The following is a 17,802-nucleotide window of genomic DNA, read 5'->3' as shown; positions in this document are numbered from 1 at the left end:
TGAAAGTATAGCTCGAATAAGAAACACCAGCAAGCCAACTAAATTGGTTTGCGTAAAAATATAAACAAATTTATGCGGCTTGCTTATTTAGCGTATTGATAAGACATCAGTTTTAATCGCCAACGAAAACTTAGCAAGACCGTTAGGGGCAAGCTAAAAGAAACAGTAATGCAAAGAATAAACTATAAAGTATCGACATTTCTTATTTTGATCTCTGTTTTATTCTCGTGCGAGAAAATTCCGACAGATAATAAAGAAGTCTATTATAGAGTTGTAAATTCGATTATTCAAGACCACCAGAATATGTTCAAGGGTGTCTTAATTGTTGGAGACCAAGACACCGTGAATTTTAGAACATTTGATTTGGGCATTTCTCCTTATGAGAAGTTTAAATTTAGTACTAAAGATGGAAATAGTTCCTTACAGTTTTCAAATACTTATAGACAATTACATCTGAATACCTTTCCGACTTTACAAATGAAACAATCATATAATCACAAAAAAGATTCTTCTTTAATACCAAAGTGGGATTCCCTTAGAATAAATAAATGTAGAGTTGTGCAATTTGACAATATTTTAGAAAATCAAAAACACATGGATGATTATTTTAGGGCAATGGATCATAGATACCAAAAAGACATTTTACTTTTATCTCATCCCCTTTTTAATAAAGAAAAAGACACCGCTACAATTGCATCTGTTCTATTCACTAAAAACTATATTATACAAAGCTTTACTGATTGTGCAATTTCAGATACAACGATCACACCCTTTTATAAATTAAAATTCTTAAATAGAATTGAAACAGAAACTAAATATTATGAGAATTCAAAAAGGGACGAAATAACTGCCGTTATTTTCAGAGGAAGTTGGGAAGAATAGCCAGCCCCTAACAAAAGCTAAATTGTCATGGGCGTTGATGAGCCATTTGAAAGTTTAACACAAATAATAAACACCAGCAAGCCACTTAAACTTGTCTTGCTCAAAATATAAATAAGTAAATTTAATCGGCTTGCTTTCTTGGCGCTTTGATAAGGAAACTCTTTTAATCGCCCGCGAAATTTAGCAAGACCGTTATGCAAAATTTGGTACGGTCAAGGCACATCGTTTACAAAGTTAAAGGCACGTGATTTACACTTTTTTAGGTCGTAATTCTGCCATAAACCAATAAATGCAACTTTCGAGAAGTAAGCTAATTATCCAATTGATCTTTTTGGCTTGAACTAAAATTTTAAAAAATGAAAATAACAACATTTCTAACATTTGTGGGTGATCAATGCGGGAAGGCTCAAGAAGCGATCGATTTCTACACTTCTATTTTTCCAAATTCGAAAATTAAAAGCATAATAAAATACCAAGATGGTGAGGCTGGAGGAACACCAGAGCTTATCAAATACGGAGTTTTCACGTTAAATGGTGCAGATTACATGGTTTCTGAAAGTAGTTATAAGCATGCTTGGTCATTTTCGCCTGGAGTATCGCTGTTCGTAGAGTGCAAATCTGAAAATGAGATACAAAGCTTATTCGAAAAACTTTCTTCAAATGGAGGCCAGATAATGATCCCTTTGGACAACTACGATTCAGGGGATTACGGCTTTGGTAAAAAATTTGGATGGTGCGAAGATAAATATGGTGTTTCATGGCAACTTAATCTTCCCTAATAAAATCGAATTACAATATTAACCACCTGCTTATATAAAGAAACCAGATGGAAAATTAAAATAACTACTGCCAATAAAATAGATGAAATTATAGGTACTACTGTTCATTTACTAAGCCTTTAGCACCTATTCATAAAGAATTTAAAAGATATACAAATGAAAGTTACTGCCGAAAAAAATGAAAAGGTTGCCAATATGATATTTGCATCCATTTATCCACTTTATTTGGATAGACTGGAGAAGAATGGTAGAACAAAAGAAGAACTCAACCAAGTAATAGAATGGCTTACTGGCTATGATAAAGATGATTTACAAGTACTTATTGAAAAGAAAGTAACTTTTAGAACATTTTTTCAAAAAGCTAAAATACATCCTAACGCACACTTGATTAAAGGAGTCGTTTGTGGTTATCGGATTGAAGAAATAGAGGATGAATTTGAATTGTATAAACAATGCAGACGTATGGAAAAGCTCATTGATGAATTGGCAAGAGGTCGAAAAATGGAAAAGATTTTACGTGAAGAAAAGAAATAAAAACATTGGTTTTGGCTTAGATCAGTTCGAAATCTAGTTTCTTTCCACTGCCCAGCCTACCCTATACAAAACATTAAACCCACACACCCAAGCAACCCGTTTGGGCTTTTCACTGTCTAAATAAAAAAGCACCCGCCTATTTGCCATACAAGTATAGTTTGGTAGATTTGAAAGACGAAAACAAAATAAGAGAAAAACCTTTAGCAAGTATAAAAATGGCAGGAGAAAGCAATATATCAGAATTAATAAAAGGGATGACACCAAAATTAAATGCTGGAGAATATGTATTTGCAAAAGTAGAAAATTGGGATGGAATAGACCGAGATAGCACCATTTGTGAATTTAAGGAGGCAGAAGGAATCACAATTGTGATTGAAAAAAGCAAAGCCGATAAGCTGCAATTAAACTACGACTACATTGCTTCCTGGATCACTTTACAGATTCATTCCTCTTTAGATGCGGTGGGCTTAACTGCCCTATTTTCTGCCGAACTGGCCAAAAACAACATCTCTTGCAATGTGATTGCTGCTTATTATCACGATCATATTTTTGTAGACAAAAAAGATGCTGGCAAAGCAATTCGGGTATTAAAAAACCTATCAGATACTTATAAATAGAATCCCGCAATAGGTCGTATTCTGCAAAACAAGAATAAAATAATACGTACTTAGAATGGTTCTCTCCCCAATAAAAACAACACATTAACTATGAAAAAGAAAAAAATAATATTCGACTTGCTGTTTGTTTTAATATCAGCAATATTTTTAACGGTTTTAAATCATTATGGCTTGTTGGAAAAATATGTGGGCTATGCTTTAATACCATTGTTGGCGGCATATTTTATTGGACAACAGGTTGAGAAAAAGTTTATAAACTGAAAACCATAAATTTAATTCAATAACTTACTAAACGGCATACAATACAGATATCCATTTCCGAATTAAATAGGCATTTTACACCCCATCAATAAAACTAACCAAGTTATCTTCTCTTTCTAGTTTTAACTTTTTACGAATGCGATAGCGCGATGTATTTACACCATTCAACGAAATATTGAGCAATTGCGCCATTTCTTTCGATGAAAAGTTCAATTTAATCAAAGCACAATGCTTTAGCTCGGTAGGAGTCAATTCCGGAAAACGAGACTTTAGCGTTTCATAAAAACCTTTGTTTACATCTATAAATCGTTTATCAAACTCCTCCCACAACTTTAACCTACCAGTCGTTTTCAGCTTTACCGATTTTAGCAAAGCCTCGTTCGCTGGCGCATATTCAGTAATTGATTCAGCCAAATCACTTATCATGGTATCTTTATCAATTAAGCGTAGAGTAAAGGAGGTCAATTCTTTATTTTTCATTTCCACCAAAACCTTACTTTTCTCTTCTTGAAGTTGGGCTTTATTCTTTTGCCTTTCTTTCTCAATTTTATGCTTTTTACGCTGAAACTGTATGCGGAAAACGAGTAAAGCAATTACGAACAGTGCAAAAGAACCCATTAAAAACATGCGAATGCGCAAATTACTCGCCTTTTGTTCTATCAACTCTTTGTCGCGCTCTAGAATAATTCGGTCGCGTTCATCAAGTTTTTCTTTATAGGTATTTCTAATATCAAGTACTCCTGAATTCTGAAAGCCTTTTGTACTAAACAATTCATCATTCAATTCCTTTGCTTGGCTTAAAACCTGGTAAGCTTCTTGGTATTTACCTTGTTGTTCTAAACTTTTTGCCATGCGATTTAAACACTCGGCTTTTACATCGTAATGTCTTGGTCGCACATCAACATTTTCAATTGCCTTTTCAAATGCCAGTTCAGCATTTTTATAATCTTTCAATGCATAATAGGTATTTCCCAAATAGAAATAGATAATGGTAAGGTAACCTTGATCTATGTTTTGGAATTCTTTTTCCACCTTAATTAAGATCTCAAGTGCTTCGCTAAGTCTCCCCTGCTTGCGAAAAATATTCCCTTTTTCGGAAGTTAAATACGCCTTTTGGCTACTTGTATACTTGTATTTATCGGCGATATAATAACATGAATCTAAGTACTGAAGCGCCATTGTATAATTTTCTTTCCTGCGGTATGAATGTACAAAATCAAAATACGCAGATATTAGTGCACCTTCAGTAAGTAATCCACTTTGTAAGCCGTCTTTAGACAAGTCCAAAGCTTTTTGCTCATGCATAAAGGCTTCTTTGCTTTTGCCAAAAACATTATAAATCCAACCCAAGTTAGCATGAACTTGGTGTTGCATAATGATGTTTCCGCGCAATTCTGCTAAATCCAAAGCCTCCCACAAATCGGAAATTGCAGCACCATAATTTCCTTCATTACTTTCATCTTCCGCTCGCTCAATTAGGGTTTTAGTGAGCCAAAGCGTATCTTTTTGTTGTTGGAAATACCGATAACATGCATTCAATTCATTTGTATACGAACTATCCTGCTTGGCAACAGAATTGTATAAGTCAATATACCAATCGGTACTATCCTTTTGAGCTGAAAAAAGGGGGGTAAATGCAAATAACAATCCCAAAAGAATACTACACCTACCTACTATTTTGCTTACATTCATACATTTACAGAATAATAATCTTTCTTTAAGATATTGTAAAAACAGTATACAAGTATAAGCATTTGTATGCTAATAAAAATCGCATTGTATGATTTTTGAAGCAGTAATTTATTTTTAAATACCTGTAATAAGCTACAATTTTACGAGAGTAATTTAATTTTCGCTAATGGGAAAGATACTGATTGGGAATCTAACTCCTATCCATTACAGATCAAGACTAAAAAATAAGCTTTACAGATATGAGGACGACTAATAAAATGATAAAACTAAGCCTAGTTTTTATTTTACTACTATCAATTGCAGCTTGCAGCTCAAAAAAGCCTTCTGGCGAAGCCATAAAATTTGAGGAAAATTGGGAAAGCCTAAGCAAGTATGAAATTCCGCAATGGATGAAAGACGCCAAGTTTGGCATTTTTATTCATTGGGGGCCGAATTCTGTTGCCGAACTACATACCGATTGGTATCCGCGCTGGATGTATTCCGATAAAGGGCATATCAATATTCAAACAGGTGTAATCACAGAAGGTAAATCGCATCCAGCCTATGAATACCACAAAGAAAAATTTGGTGACCAAAAGATTTTTGGGTACAAAGACCTTATTCCATTGTGGACCATGGAGAATTTTAACCCTACCGAATGGGTAAGATTATTTAAAGATGCTGGTGCACAATATGTAATTCCTGTGGCTGAACATCACGATGGTTTTGCTTTGTACGAATCGAGTATTACGCCTTGGAATGCTGCTAAAATGGGACCAAAACAGGATGTTTTTAAAGCTTTAGCAGATGAAATAAAAAAGCAAGGCTTACTATTTGGAGCGAGTTCTCACCTTGCTTTTAACTATAACTTTTACAACCAGCAAGACTACTTCGACACTGGCAATCCTAAATATGCAGATTTATATGCGCCTCCGCATCAGCTTGGCGACTCGGTGAGTAAAGAGTGGTTAGCAGACGTATGGTGGCCGCGTACCAAAGAGATCATTGACAAATACCAACCCGATATTTTATGGTTCGATTTTTACATCGATCGACCTGAGTTTGTTCCCTATCATAAGAAACTGGCTTCCTATTATTACAATTCAGGTATCGAACGTGATAAAACGGTGGTTTTACAAACCAAAAATTTCAATTTCGAATCCTATCCAAAAGGGACACACATGTTCGATTTAGAGAGAAGTAAATCAGATAAAATCCGCAAAGGATATTGGCAAACGGATACCTCAATAGGAAAAAACTCTTGGTACTATGCTAAAAACTGGATGCCTAAATCAGCTCAGGAACTCATTGCTGACCTAGTGGATATCGTAAGTAAGAACGGTTGTCTGTTGCTGAATATTGGTCCTAAAAAAGATGGAACTATCCCCGAAGATCAAAAAAAGACCTTGTTGGACATGGGCAAATGGTTAAAAGTAAATGGAGAAGCAATTTACAGTGCTACACATTGGGAAGTATTTGGCGAAGGACCAACCAAAACAAGTACAGGACACTTGGCAGAAAGTAAAAACAAAGACTTTACACAAGAAGATATTCGTTTTACAAAAAATGGTGATACACTATATGCTTTTGTACTTGTTCCTCCAACTAGCGATGTTGAAATTAAGTACCTCAACTCTACCAAGATCGATATCAAATCGATAGAATTATTGGGCTATGACGATGAAATAAGATTTAGGCAAACAGATGACAAACTGATAATTAAAAAGCCAGCTGATGCTTCCTTAAATTATGCTTGGGTTTTTAAGATAAATAAAGACAACTAAATGAAGACTTTACGGATAAAAACAACTTTTGCATTGATGATTTGCTTGTTATTTATTTCAAGCACATACGCTCAATCAGCTCCCGAAACATTTAAAAATCCAATTCTTTCTGGATTTTACCCCGACCCGTCTATTTGTCGTGTGGGAGACACATACTACATGGTAAATTCAAGTTTCGAATGGTATCCTGGGCTTCCGATTCATCGCAGTAAAGATTTGGTGAATTGGGAGAAAATTGGTCACGGCCTTCATCGTCCCGATCAAATTGTGTATCAAGATGGCCTTAAGAATTCCAATGGCATATTTGCACCAAGCATTCGGTATTACAAAGGCACCTTTTATATCATTACCACTATGGTGGGACAAAAAGGGAATTTCATAATTACTGCTAAAAATCCATCAGGCCCTTGGAGCGATCCAATGTGGATAAAAGATGCTCCGGGAATTGATCCTTCGCTTTTTTGGGATGATGATGGTCGTTGTTATTATACCGGAGCAGGTGTAATTGATGGAACTCAAAAAGATTGGCCAGGTAAAAATGGTGTTTGGATGCAGGAAATTGATCCTGACAAAGGAATTTTGATAGGAGATAAAAAACAATTGACATATGGACATGCTTCCAACGCTCGATGGGCTGAAGGTCCACACTTGTTTAAGATAGACGGTGAGTATATCCTATTAATTGGAGAAGGTGGTACCAGTGAATTTCATGCAGTAACTATTTTCAATAGTAAAAACCTATGGGGACCTTATGTTCCAAATCATGCAAATCCAATAATGACGCATCGCCATTTAGGATACACCTACCCGATTATACAAACTGGTCATGCCGATTTAGTGCAAACACAAAATGGAGAATGGTGGAGCGTAATGCTGGCGAAACGTCCTATTGATGGCTATTCCATTCTTGCCCGTGAAACCTTTCTGGCTAAAATTGAAGTAACTCGTCAAGAAAGTGGCGTAACGCTTATTTACAATCCAGGTAAAGGCTTACTCCAAACAGAACAAAAAAGACCAGATTTGACATGGACTCCAGTACCCGAACTCAATTCAAAGGATAATTTTGATTCGGAGACAATCAGTTTAGAATGGAATTGTCTGCGAACACCTCAGATAAAGTGGTATCGTCAGGCAAAAGGAAAAATGGAAATTGATCTGCGTCCGCAAACGATCAGTGAGTGGAAAAACCCATCTTTCTTAGCTAAGCGAGTGAAACATCACGATTATGAAGTTTCTACCAAAATGCATTTTTCATCGAAAAAAGAAAATGAACAAGCTGGGCTGGTTCTCTATCGAAAATCATCTACACATTATCAATTGCTCCGCATAAAAAATGAAATGGTTCTTTTAAAAACCACGGCAAAAGAAGTAAATGCAGAAAAAGGAATGCTTGAAGAAATTGCAAGGATGCCCTTTAAAGGAAAAGAAGTGCATCTTAAGCTCGTAAGTAAAGGCCTTAAAGCAAGCTTCTACTTTGGTTCTTCAGAGGCCGATCTATTACAAATTGGCGAAGCACAAGACTTATCTCATTTTGGCGATGAAATCGCATGGGGATTTAATGGCACCTACATTGGAATGTATGCCACATCTTTAGGTGAAAAAAGCAAAAACAAGGCATATTTCGATTGGTTTGAATATAAAAACCAGCACTAATAAATTGCAATACCCTTATCATTACTACAAAGAAATTAAAATAAGATCATGAAAAACTCAATTTACATTCTCCTGCTATCCATTTTCGCTTTTGCTTCATGTGCGAAAGAAAATGCGCGCACAACAGAAGATTTTAACTTCAACTGGAAATTCGCCTTGGGAGAACAAGCTCAAGCAGATCAGGTTTCATTTGATGATTCGGAATGGGATGCTATTCGATTACCTCATGACTGGAGCAATCTGACAGGCTATCAGAAAGAAAACACCGCAGCCAGTACTGGTTTCGTAGAAGGAGGAATGGGCTGGTATCGTAAATCGTTTCATGTTCCATCATCGGATAAAGGCAAAGCGATATGGATAGAATTTGATGGTGTTTTTTGCAATTCAGAAGTTTATTTGAATGGCAAGAAGTTAGGATTCAGACCCAATGGTTATGCCAGTTTTTCTTATGACTTATCCGAACACCTAAATTTTGGTGCAGACAATCTAATTGCCGTAAAAGTAGACCATTCCAACTATGCAGACACACGATGGTATACGGGTTCGGGAATTTACCGCGATGTAAAACTGGTGAAAACTTCTAAGGTTCACATTCCTCAATGGGGCGTTCGCATTTTAACTCCCGAAGTTAATGCCGAAAAAACTACTGTAAATATTCAAACAGAAATAGCGGGAGCAGAAAGTGATGTGGAAATTGAACTTGAAATTCTTGATGCCAATAATAAATTAGTTGCTTCAAATACAGAAAGCACAATAGAAAACGGCAAATTAAACCAACAGTTAAGTGTGACTAATCCTCAGCTTTGGGATATTGAGGCTGCTCATTTGTATACGGCAAAGCTTGTGGTGAAGCACAAAGGAGTTGTTGTGGATGAAGTAGAGCAAAAATTTGGGATTCGCACTTTTCGTTTCGATTCTAACAAAGGATTTTACCTCAATGGTAAGAATTTGAAAATTAAAGGTGTTAATATTCATCACGATGCGGGTGCTGTAGGTGCTGCTGCCGTTAAAGGCATTTGGGAATATCGTGTTGGAAAATTAAAATCCATTGGTGTTAATGCCATTCGTATGGCTCACAATCCACATGCTGCTATTTTAATGGATGTATGCGACGAACAAGGCATGTTGGTAATGAATGAATTTTTCGATGAGTGGCATATCCCCAAAGGAAAAAGTGTAAACTATTTGGGCGATGAAGCGGCTTCTGATGAAATTTCGACAGGATACAGCGAAGTATTTCATGAATGGTCTGAGCGTGATCTAAAAACATTAATAGCACGTGATTTTAATCGTCCATCAGTAATAATGTGGAGCATTGGGAACGAAATAGAATGGACCTTCCCTTATTATTCTCAAACATACAGCGAGGTTGAAGGTAAAATTCACGAATATAAGGATACGCCAACTTACGATACAACTAAAATTAAACCTGTTTTTGATAGAATAACTGGTGGGATTGATTCTTTATCCATTGTAGCTCACCAACTTTCGAAATGGGTAAAAGAAGAAGATACTAGCAGACCAATTATTTGTGGTAGTGTACGCCCTACTGTTGCTTTTGCTAGTGGATATGCCGATGCCGTTGATGTTTTAGGTTTAAACTACAGAGCCATAGATTACGATGCAGCACATGCCGCATTTCCAGAAAAATGCTTTTTAGGTTCGGAAAACTGGGTAGCTTATTCAGAATGGAAAGCCTGCATTGAGCGTGACTTTATTCCAGGAATATTTGTGTGGACAGGGTTTGCCTATCGAGGTGAAGCAGGTCCTTGGCCTAGAAAAGGATTAGACATTTCATTATTCGATTTCGCTGGATTTAAAACGCCAAGAGGTCATTTCTTTGAATGTTTGTGGAAGCCAGAACCTAAAGTCTATATGGTAACAACCCCAGCCTCAAAATCTGAATTTTCTTATTCTGAAAAGAATGGATGGAAATTTGATATTCAATTAACAGCCGCACCGGTCTGGGACAAACTTCGTTTATGGGAATGGTACAAAGTTAAGGAGCATTGGAATTATAATGAGCAAGAAAAAATTGTTGTACAAACTTATACCAACTGCGAAGAAGCAGAACTTTTCTTGAATGGGAAAAGTCTGGGAAAACAGGCTTTAGCAGATGTTGAAAATGAGGATAACATTATTAAATGGCTCGTCCCTTTCCAAAAAGGAGAATTAAAGGTAGTTGGTTATAATAATGGTAAAATTGCTAACGAATACATCCTTGCATCTACAGGAAAATTAGCACGTATTGAAATAGAAAGCGATAAAAATGAACTTAAGGCCAATAATTATGACGTAGCCCATGTTTCAGTTAAACTATTTGATGATGCAGATAAAGAAATAAAAGACTTGGATACCAACATTAAGTTTGTTGTGAATGGAGAAGCTGAATTACTAGCTGTTGATAATGGTTGGGAAATGAATGTGGATTCGCATATACTGAACAATGTAAAGACACATAAAGGAAAAGCATTGGCCATCATAAGGTCATTAGATAAGCAAGGCGTAGTTACCGTCTCAGCATCTATTGGTGATATCAAGAGTAATGAATATCAAATAGAATTAAAATAATCCAACAAGAAAGCTACGAAAAATACAGCATTAGATAACAAGAAATGATCTTAAAATTAGATAGCTAAACAAGCTAATGTTGGGAAATTTAAGTTTTTGTACATTTACTAAAAACAGTAAAAGTTAATCACTATAAATATTTAGGCGATGACATAATTTAAACATTCTAACTTCTTTTTCTATTTTTGACACAGAGAGATTAGAACTAATTCAAAGAGATCATGAAAAATATATTGATTTTATTAATTGGAATTTTAACTATATCCTGCAATCCAAGTAAAAAGGAAAGTTCAAATATTAAATTAACGGATAAATCGGATAATTTCGACTGGTTATTAGGAGAATGGGAAAGGTTAAATGAAGAAGAGGGAAAGAATACTTATGAAAATTGGGAGAAAATAAGTGATGTTGAATATTCAGGGATTGGATTTACGATGCAAGGTGCTGACACCATAAAACAAGAAAAGATAGCATTAATTAAAGCTAGTGAAAAATGGATTTTGACTGTAAAAGTTCCTGAAGAAAAGGAATCTGTCTCTTTTAAAATGATAAATCATACAGAAAATGATTTTACTTGTGAAAACAAAGAACTTGATTTTCCGAATACAATAAGATATTGGAAAAGTGGTAATCGAATGAAAGCTTCAGTATCCAATGCCGAGATGGAAATTCCGTTTGAATTTGAAAAACTGAGTAAATAATAATTAAAATATAAAAGGCTGTTTCGATTTTAAAACAGCCTTTTACTTTTAGTTTAGAGGAGGAATTACAAGAACCTGTCCAGGATAAATCAGATTCGCATCCTTTAACATTGGTTTGTTTGCCTCAAAAATGATATCATATTTATTCGCCTTTCCATAAACCTCTTTAGCTATTTTGGATAAATAATCACCCTTTTTAACTGTATAGAATTGTTTTTCTGGTTCAGGAGGCTCAATTGAGGGAGGATTTGTAAGTACAATTTGGTCATTAACAGATGATATACCATCTACATTTCCAGCAGTAACAATAATTTTGTTCTTATTTTCGAAGGTATCAACACTTCCTTTGAGTGTAACTTCTTCCTCATCAATCAATACCTGTATGGTACTGGTATCAAAACCAAATTTCTTAATGTGACTCGAAATTAGCTCTGCTTTCTCTTTTTCCAAAGTTTCTTCCGATTTTCCAAAAATCTTTTCGCCCGCCCCTTTTATAAATGAAATTAGTCCCATTTGTGGTTGTTTTAATTTAAAAATTTCTCTTTGTATTTAGGACTAATCCAACAATTGAAAGGTTATTTTAACATTTACTCTAAATTCAGTAATGTTATTTTTGTCGACAACGGCACTCATATCCTGAATATATACAGAACGAATTTCTTTCACCGTTTTAGCAGCTGTTTTCACTGCATTTTTTGTGGCATCTTCCCAACTGGTCGTTGATGAAGCCATTACTTCAAGAACTTTTAAAATACTCATAATGCTTGTTTTAAGTGAATGTATAAAATTAATTTGCTAACCAATTTGCAGATTGAATTAGCTTTTTTAGAAAGTATCCTCAATTTACTGATTTATTCACGAACTAGTAAATTTATTTTTACAACTCACTCATGACAAGTGCCACGAATTAAACTATTTAAGGCAGGAATTTCATTTGGTGAAATTATTACAAAAATATTACAGTTTTGTTTTTTAGAAAGTTTCAGAAGGGCTTAATTTCAATAACAATTAAAGGATAACTTAAACTTGACGATATTCGAAAAGGAATCTATTAAAGTGATTTCGAATAATTGAGATTGCTACAAACAATAAATTACTATAAATCCAACTCACATCTTAATTTCTATTAATATTCGCCCCAAAACTTTCATACAAAACAACTCAAACAGGATTACATTATTCATAAAAACAAATAGTTATAACCATCAGTTCAAATCAAACAAGTCTTCATATCAATTTAAATCCGTTCTAAATATTCAGACCATACTGTTTCATAATAAAATCTAATGTAAATTCAACATATAACCACTCATTTACCCGTATTAAAATATCACGTATGAATAAACAATTAATTTTTCTATTATTATTATTGATCTTAAATATTAAATCATATTCTCAAATACTATTTGAGGATGGCTATTTTATTAATAATTCAGACCAAAAAATTGCATGTTTGATAAAAAACGTTGATTGGAAAAATAACCCAACTGAATTTGAATATAAACTAGCCCAAGATGCTAATATTCAAAAAGAAAATATTGAGACAGTTAAAGAATTTGGTATTGATGGTCTATCAAAATATTATAGAGTAAATGTAAAAATAGATAGGTCTAGTGATCAAATCGATGATTTAAACCCTACAAAAAATGCAATATTTTCAAATGAACAATTATTTCTTAAGGTACTAGTAGAAGGTAAAGCTTCTCTATTTATTTATGTAAATGGAAATCTAAAACGCTTTTTTTATAAAACAGCTGATTCAGAGATAAATCAATTAATTCACAAACGCTATCTAATTAAAGATAAGATTGCGTATAATAATTACTTTAGGCAACAGCTTTTATCTAATTTAGAAAGTGAAATAATCACAATACAAGATGTTCGACATCTAAAATATTATAAAAAAGGATTATTGAAACTATTCACAAAATATAACGATGACGTAAATTCAATTTATTCGAAAAATAAACCAAAACAAAAAAAGGATCTATTTAACTTATCAATTAGGCCAGGTATAAGTGTAAATAATTTTAAAATGCATAATAGCAGCTCCGCTTGGAAAGATTTTGAATTTGATCAACAAATTGATTTCAAATTTGGTATCGAAACAGAGTTTATTTTACCCTTTAACAACAATAAATGGAGCATCATACTTGAACCAACTTATCAAAGTTACAAATCAAAAAAGGAACTAATAACAAACGAAGTCTCTGGGGGAGTTCTTTATGCAAATATCGATTATCAATCAATCGAAATACCTGTCGGATTTAGATACTATATGCATCTAAATAAAAATTCAAAAATATTCGCAAATATATCGTATCTTTTTGATTTTAATAGCGATTCATATATAGTATTATCAAGAGAAAATGGTTCAACATATGATTCCCTCGAAATTAAACCAAGCGGAAATATCGCCTTTGGAATGGGATATAAATTTAAGGATAAATATAGTTTTGAAATAAGATATTTAACTACTCGGGATTTACTTCATGAATATGTAAATTGGAATGCCGATTATAAAGCTTTAACAATAACATTTGGATATTCAATATTTTAAAAATATTTTCATAAAAAAAGGAAAATATATCACGTCCTAAATATTATCACACTAAAAAATTTATCCGAACTGGATCTTAAAATATGATCATGTTCTTTCACAAGCAAGAACGTGATCGACGAGATTTAAAATGACGCTTTATACTGATACTTAAAATATCAGTATAAAGTGTTTCTTTTTTAAGATGAAATTTCAAGACGTATCAACAATAAAATTCTACACAAAAAGTGAAAGCAGCATATCACAAGCCTATTTCTTTTTTAACAGCAAAGCAAAAGGAATTGCTCCCAACGCCAAAATAGAAGAAATCAGGTATGTTTTTTCGAGACCAAGCCAATCGCCCATTACTCCAGCAAAAAAGACGGCTAAAGCAGCTGAAATAAAATTTACAGTCATGTAAATGCTGTTCATGAATACGGGAAGTTGTTTCGCTCTATCTTGCACTAAAGCGATTAGTACAGGTCCAGGAGCAAAAACAAAAAAGCCCATAAGCACTAGAAAAATCAGTGAAAGCCAACCGTCTGTATTAATAAACAAGAACATCATAATAGGAGATATCAAGCTTATGGTTACCAATGTTGTTCTTCGTCCAATTTTATCTGAAATACTACCTGCTAAAACCGTTCCTACGGCACCTGCTAGCTGAAAAACTGCTAAAGCAGAATTTGCAAACCACAAACTTTCTCCTTTTTCAGAATAAAAGAAGGTGGGTAAAAATGCTGTTAATCCCGATTTCATAATTGCCCTAAACAATGTAAAGCCAATTAAAACTGCGAAAAAAGGCAAGTACAATTTTAATGTTGGCAATATATCACCATTGCTGGCCTTCTTCTTTTTAAAATCATCCGATATTTTTATTTTTCGGAGCTTAAGGAATAAAATAAAGGAGGCAACTAAGCCAAAAGGAATCAATTTCCATGTTCCTTCGAGTCCCCAATATGACACGGAAGCTGTGATAATTAAAGGGCCAGCAGTTCTTGCCAATTCTCCTCCAAACATAAAATAACTCATCCCTCGTCCAGTGTGGTTTCCCGATAATCTTTTTACCATTGTTGGCGCTGGCACATGAAATACGGCACTGCTTATTCCCATTGTAAAAAGCAAAATGCAGATAATTGTAAAGGAAGGAGCTACACCCAAAAGACTCATGGCAATAGCTGTTATTGCCGGTGTAAGAATAATAAAATATCTTGGTGCTGTTCGTTCAGCAATTATTCCAATTAATGGATTTAAAAACCACGGCACACGCATTATTAAATCCCATATTGATGCTAAGGCCAGCGTTATTCCAAATTTCTCGATCAGTAAAGGACGAAGCGATGCCAAAAAAGAAGAGTAAATATCATGTAACATGTGCGAGGCAGCGATTAAAATCACGTTCCCCGATTGAAATTCCTTAGATGATGGTTTGCTCTTTAAAGTATGTTCGTCATTACTAAAATTAGTCATTGTATGGTGTTGAGGTATTATATAAGGTAGAACAAATTTACAATCAGTTCTATCTAAAAACAAAAAAAGCACGAGAAGTTATCCCGTGCTATCCGATTTTTAAAAAAACTATTTATTTAACCCACTCCACGACCTCTTCCATTGGAAAACGAGATTGCGGAAATGGTGAATCTTCTTTTTTGTAGCCAAATGCAAGCATTGCAGCTACTCCAAATTTATTTGTATCTACAACACTTTCCAAAGCCAATATTTCTTCAACTTTTGTTCTATCGAAACCTTCAATAGGACAAGAATCTATTCCTATTTGTGCTGCTGCGGTCATCATATTTGCAAATGGTAAATAAACTTGTTTGCAAGCCCAATCAAATATCTTACGATCATCAGTTAAATCAAATTCATTTTCCATAAATCCTTTAAAAAAACCTAGCTTCATTTCCTCAATATCAGCGGGCAACTTATCTACTTCTTTAGATTTGTAACTTAAATAATCTGATCCTACACGCATTTCGTCACCTTTTCTGGCCAACAGTATCACAAAGTGGCTAGCTGATGGCAATTGCTTTTGTGCTCCCCAACTTGGCTCCATTAATTTCTCGCGTAACTCCATGTTTTGAATTACAATAAACTTCCATGGTTCCCATCCAAAAGAACTAGGAGAACGTCTTCCAACCTCAAGGATAAAATTAAAATCCTCTTCGGAAATTTTCTGATCTACTTCAAACTCTTTAATTGCACGTCTGTATGCATGTGCTTTTAAAATTTCTTCTTTTACTGCTTTCATCTTTTATATTTTTAACTTTTTATATCTTTTTTTTGCCTCTGCAAGTATAGATAAATAGGCTTTTCAATTCTGTAACAAAATGTTAAGGATATTTAATTAAGTTTATTCATCATTTTAATAGATACTATCATTTGTATAGTGACAAAAATATGTATAGTTTTAATATCTCACAATAACGGTCAAAATGGATAGTATAAATAAAATTTTATAATGCCCTATCCTATTGATATTTAAATCAAAAATAAAACTATAAAAAGTATAGTTTAGTATCAATAAACTGTAGAATCAGAATAAATGATATTTTGCAATGGATAAAAAAGAGATATGTAAGAAAAGACCCATGATAAAGCTCCACGAAAAATTATTTCCGTGCCCAACAAGTGCCGCCATGGAATTAATTGGAGGAAAATGGAAAAGCGTTATTTTAATGCACTTGATGGATGGTACAAAACGGTACAACGAATTAAGAAAAGAAATACCAACAATTACAGAACGCACACTTAGCCTACAATTAAAACAATTGGAGAAGGATGATCTAATATCACGAAAGGTATACACTAAAAAGCCACCCTTAAAGGTTGAATATTCACTTACTGATTTTAGCAAGAGTTTGCTTCCTGTTCTGGAAGCAATTTCAGAGTGGGGAATTTATGCTACAGAAGAAAAAGGAGAATTTATTTTCGAAGAAAGAGAATAACAAAGTTTGATCGTAAACTTGCCATTACTTGAGAAGGTTTTATAAGAGAAAAAATTACGCATAACAGCACATCCCATTTCTGTTTTTAATCAATTTGCGAAGAGACAAACAAAATTGGGAAGAGCTATTTTTGTGTTGTATTATTTTTAAATATCATCTAATACGTACACCATCGTGCGTGTCATAGTATAGTTTCGATTTTTAGAGCCTGATAAGCTTGCTATTCCTCTCCCTATAATACTCGCAGGCTTACCTGTAATGAGTTCAAAGTCATCCATCGAATGAAGTATTTTGCTAGCTGGAACAACAACATGAAGTGTTTCTGCTAAGAAGACAGTTAATAAAACATCCGGATCTAATGTATCAACAACTAATAGACCTGAATCAGCTATAGCGTAATCCGCTTCTAAGAGTGCATTTTTTGCATTGCTAATATCTAAAGAAATTCGATCGAGCTTGCATGTTTTCATTCGAATAAATTCAAACTGAATATTCCTCTTGTTTGCAGCTTCGGTAAATAGTTGGTGATCTACTTTTAAAGATTCATTGCCCAAGTTATTGGAACTCGATAAAAATGAATCCAAAAGTTCGCTTCTATTTTCTAGTAGAAGTAATTTTTTTTCTTGCGTATCAATTCTAACCTCCATACCCCATTGATTTTAATAAAACATTGCATCATTAAAAACAAAACAAGTGCCAAAATACATAGGGGAAAAACTATTTTTCAAACAAAACGCTACCGCCTGATTTACAGCCTATTAAAAAATAAAGACTCACATCACAAAATCATCAGTAATGTTCAATATTGAACAGTTTTTAATCAGACTTTCGCAAAAATGAACAAGTGTCCCATTTCAACCAC

The 17,802-nt window shown here is 34.0% G+C and carries 17 protein-coding genes; 11 read left to right on the top strand and 6 right to left on the bottom strand.

The window, feature by feature from the left end; all coding sequences use genetic code 11:
• Positions 1-168: 168 nt before the first annotated feature.
• From L3049_RS16360 to L3049_RS16340, 5 genes are all read left to right on the top strand, one after another.
• On the top strand, positions 169-882 hold the full coding sequence (locus L3049_RS16360) for a hypothetical protein (protein ID WP_275110895.1): 714 nt from the start codon (positions 169-171) through the stop codon (positions 880-882).
• 356 nt (positions 883-1,238) lie between these two features.
• Positions 1,239-1,661, top strand: coding sequence for a VOC family protein (locus L3049_RS16355; RefSeq protein WP_275110894.1), 423 nt, complete (start codon positions 1,239-1,241; stop codon positions 1,659-1,661).
• 156 nt (positions 1,662-1,817) lie between these two features.
• Positions 1,818-2,195, top strand: a complete 378-nt coding sequence (locus tag L3049_RS16350) for a DUF2200 domain-containing protein (protein WP_275110893.1) — start codon at positions 1,818-1,820, stop codon at positions 2,193-2,195.
• Between the two features lie 140 nt (positions 2,196-2,335).
• A complete protein-coding gene (locus tag L3049_RS16345; RefSeq protein ID WP_275110892.1) occupies positions 2,336-2,812 on the top strand; it encodes an ACT domain-containing protein in 477 nt (158 codons plus the stop codon).
• Positions 2,813-2,902: 90 nt separating this feature from the next.
• Positions 2,903-3,073, top strand: a complete 171-nt coding sequence (locus tag L3049_RS16340; protein ID WP_275110891.1) for a hypothetical protein — start codon at positions 2,903-2,905, stop codon at positions 3,071-3,073.
• Between the two features lie 75 nt (positions 3,074-3,148).
• Here the strand turns inward: L3049_RS16340 and L3049_RS16335 are convergent, their stop codons facing one another.
• Complete coding sequence (locus L3049_RS16335; protein WP_275110890.1) at positions 3,149-4,765, bottom strand: tetratricopeptide repeat protein; 1,617 nt, start codon at positions 4,763-4,765, stop codon at positions 3,149-3,151.
• Positions 4,766-5,004: 239 nt separating this feature from the next.
• Here L3049_RS16335 and L3049_RS16330 point away from each other — a divergent pair, with 239 nt between their 5' ends.
• The 4 genes from L3049_RS16330 (at position 5,005) to L3049_RS16315 (ending at position 11,453) form a co-directional block, all read left to right on the top strand.
• A complete protein-coding gene (locus L3049_RS16330) occupies positions 5,005-6,528 on the top strand; it encodes an alpha-L-fucosidase (RefSeq protein WP_275110889.1) in 1,524 nt (507 codons plus the stop codon).
• Positions 6,529-8,181, top strand: a complete 1,653-nt coding sequence (locus L3049_RS16325; protein WP_275110888.1) for a glycoside hydrolase family 43 protein — start codon at positions 6,529-6,531, stop codon at positions 8,179-8,181.
• 48 nt (positions 8,182-8,229) lie between these two features.
• Positions 8,230-10,752, top strand: coding sequence for a glycoside hydrolase family 2 TIM barrel-domain containing protein (locus L3049_RS16320; RefSeq protein WP_275110887.1), 2,523 nt, complete (start codon positions 8,230-8,232; stop codon positions 10,750-10,752).
• 221 nt (positions 10,753-10,973) lie between these two features.
• On the top strand, positions 10,974-11,453 hold the full coding sequence (locus tag L3049_RS16315; RefSeq protein ID WP_275110886.1) for a DUF6265 family protein: 480 nt from the start codon (positions 10,974-10,976) through the stop codon (positions 11,451-11,453).
• 48 nt (positions 11,454-11,501) lie between these two features.
• Here L3049_RS16315 and lysM read toward each other — a convergent pair whose 3' ends face one another.
• The gene (gene lysM, locus L3049_RS16310) at positions 11,502-11,966 is read right to left on the bottom strand and encodes a peptidoglycan-binding protein LysM (RefSeq protein WP_275110885.1); all 465 of its coding nucleotides are present in this window, start codon (positions 11,964-11,966) and stop codon (positions 11,502-11,504) included.
• 42 nt (positions 11,967-12,008) lie between these two features.
• Complete coding sequence (locus L3049_RS16305) at positions 12,009-12,212, bottom strand: dodecin family protein (protein ID WP_275110884.1); 204 nt, start codon at positions 12,210-12,212, stop codon at positions 12,009-12,011.
• 577 nt (positions 12,213-12,789) lie between these two features.
• On the opposite strand from L3049_RS16305, the gene L3049_RS16300 reads away from it, so the two are divergent.
• Positions 12,790-14,013, top strand: a complete 1,224-nt coding sequence (locus L3049_RS16300) for an outer membrane beta-barrel protein (protein ID WP_275110883.1) — start codon at positions 12,790-12,792, stop codon at positions 14,011-14,013.
• Positions 14,014-14,262: 249 nt separating this feature from the next.
• Here L3049_RS16300 and L3049_RS16295 read toward each other — a convergent pair whose 3' ends face one another.
• A complete protein-coding gene (locus L3049_RS16295; RefSeq protein WP_275110882.1) occupies positions 14,263-15,462 on the bottom strand; it encodes an MFS transporter in 1,200 nt (399 codons plus the stop codon).
• Between the two features lie 112 nt (positions 15,463-15,574).
• On the bottom strand, positions 15,575-16,243 hold the full coding sequence (locus tag L3049_RS16290; protein ID WP_275110881.1) for an NAD(P)H-dependent oxidoreductase: 669 nt from the start codon (positions 16,241-16,243) through the stop codon (positions 15,575-15,577).
• 388 nt (positions 16,244-16,631) lie between these two features.
• On the opposite strand from L3049_RS16290, the gene L3049_RS16285 reads away from it, so the two are divergent.
• The gene (locus L3049_RS16285) at positions 16,632-16,940 is read left to right on the top strand and encodes a winged helix-turn-helix transcriptional regulator (RefSeq protein WP_275110880.1); all 309 of its coding nucleotides are present in this window, start codon (positions 16,632-16,634) and stop codon (positions 16,938-16,940) included.
• A 146-nt stretch (positions 16,941-17,086) separates the two neighbouring features.
• Here L3049_RS16285 and L3049_RS16280 read toward each other — a convergent pair whose 3' ends face one another.
• Positions 17,087-17,587: an LUD domain-containing protein gene (locus L3049_RS16280; RefSeq protein WP_275110879.1), complete on the bottom strand. Its 501-nt coding sequence runs from the start codon at positions 17,585-17,587 to the stop codon at positions 17,087-17,089.
• Between the last annotated feature and the right edge of the window lie 215 nt (positions 17,588-17,802).

This window comes from Labilibaculum sp. DW002 (assembly GCF_029029525.1).
GTDB lineage: Bacteria > Bacteroidota > Bacteroidia > Bacteroidales > Marinifilaceae > Paralabilibaculum > Paralabilibaculum antarcticum.
Note: the sequence above shows the minus strand (reverse complement) of the source record. Positions and strands in the feature narration are given on the sequence as shown.

Excerpts from the sequence above, each read along its gene's own strand:
- L3049_RS16350 (WP_275110893.1), top strand. The coding sequence starts at position 1,818 with ATGAAAGTTACTGCCGAAAAAAATGAAAAGGTTGCCAATATGATATTT.
- L3049_RS16285 (WP_275110880.1), top strand. The coding sequence starts at position 16,632 with ATGGAATTAATTGGAGGAAAATGGAAAAGCGTTATTTTAATGCACTTG.
- L3049_RS16280 (WP_275110879.1), bottom strand. The coding sequence starts at position 17,587 with ATGGAGGTTAGAATTGATACGCAAGAAAAAAAATTACTTCTACTAGAA.
- L3049_RS16315 (WP_275110886.1), top strand. The coding sequence starts at position 10,974 with ATGAAAAATATATTGATTTTATTAATTGGAATTTTAACTATATCCTGC.
- L3049_RS16355 (WP_275110894.1), top strand. The coding sequence starts at position 1,239 with ATGAAAATAACAACATTTCTAACATTTGTGGGTGATCAATGCGGGAAG.
- L3049_RS16300 (WP_275110883.1), top strand. The coding sequence starts at position 12,790 with ATGAATAAACAATTAATTTTTCTATTATTATTATTGATCTTAAATATT.
- L3049_RS16320 (WP_275110887.1), top strand. The coding sequence starts at position 8,230 with ATGAAAAACTCAATTTACATTCTCCTGCTATCCATTTTCGCTTTTGCT.
- L3049_RS16340 (WP_275110891.1), top strand. The coding sequence starts at position 2,903 with ATGAAAAAGAAAAAAATAATATTCGACTTGCTGTTTGTTTTAATATCA.
- lysM (WP_275110885.1), bottom strand. The coding sequence starts at position 11,966 with ATGGGACTAATTTCATTTATAAAAGGGGCGGGCGAAAAGATTTTTGGA.
- L3049_RS16290 (WP_275110881.1), bottom strand. The coding sequence starts at position 16,243 with ATGAAAGCAGTAAAAGAAGAAATTTTAAAAGCACATGCATACAGACGT.
- L3049_RS16330 (WP_275110889.1), top strand. The coding sequence starts at position 5,005 with ATGAGGACGACTAATAAAATGATAAAACTAAGCCTAGTTTTTATTTTA.
- L3049_RS16305 (WP_275110884.1), bottom strand. The coding sequence starts at position 12,212 with ATGAGTATTTTAAAAGTTCTTGAAGTAATGGCTTCATCAACGACCAGT.
- L3049_RS16360 (WP_275110895.1), top strand. The coding sequence starts at position 169 with ATGCAAAGAATAAACTATAAAGTATCGACATTTCTTATTTTGATCTCT.
- L3049_RS16325 (WP_275110888.1), top strand. The coding sequence starts at position 6,529 with ATGAAGACTTTACGGATAAAAACAACTTTTGCATTGATGATTTGCTTG.
- L3049_RS16295 (WP_275110882.1), bottom strand. The coding sequence starts at position 15,462 with ATGACTAATTTTAGTAATGACGAACATACTTTAAAGAGCAAACCATCA.
- L3049_RS16335 (WP_275110890.1), bottom strand. The coding sequence starts at position 4,765 with ATGAATGTAAGCAAAATAGTAGGTAGGTGTAGTATTCTTTTGGGATTG.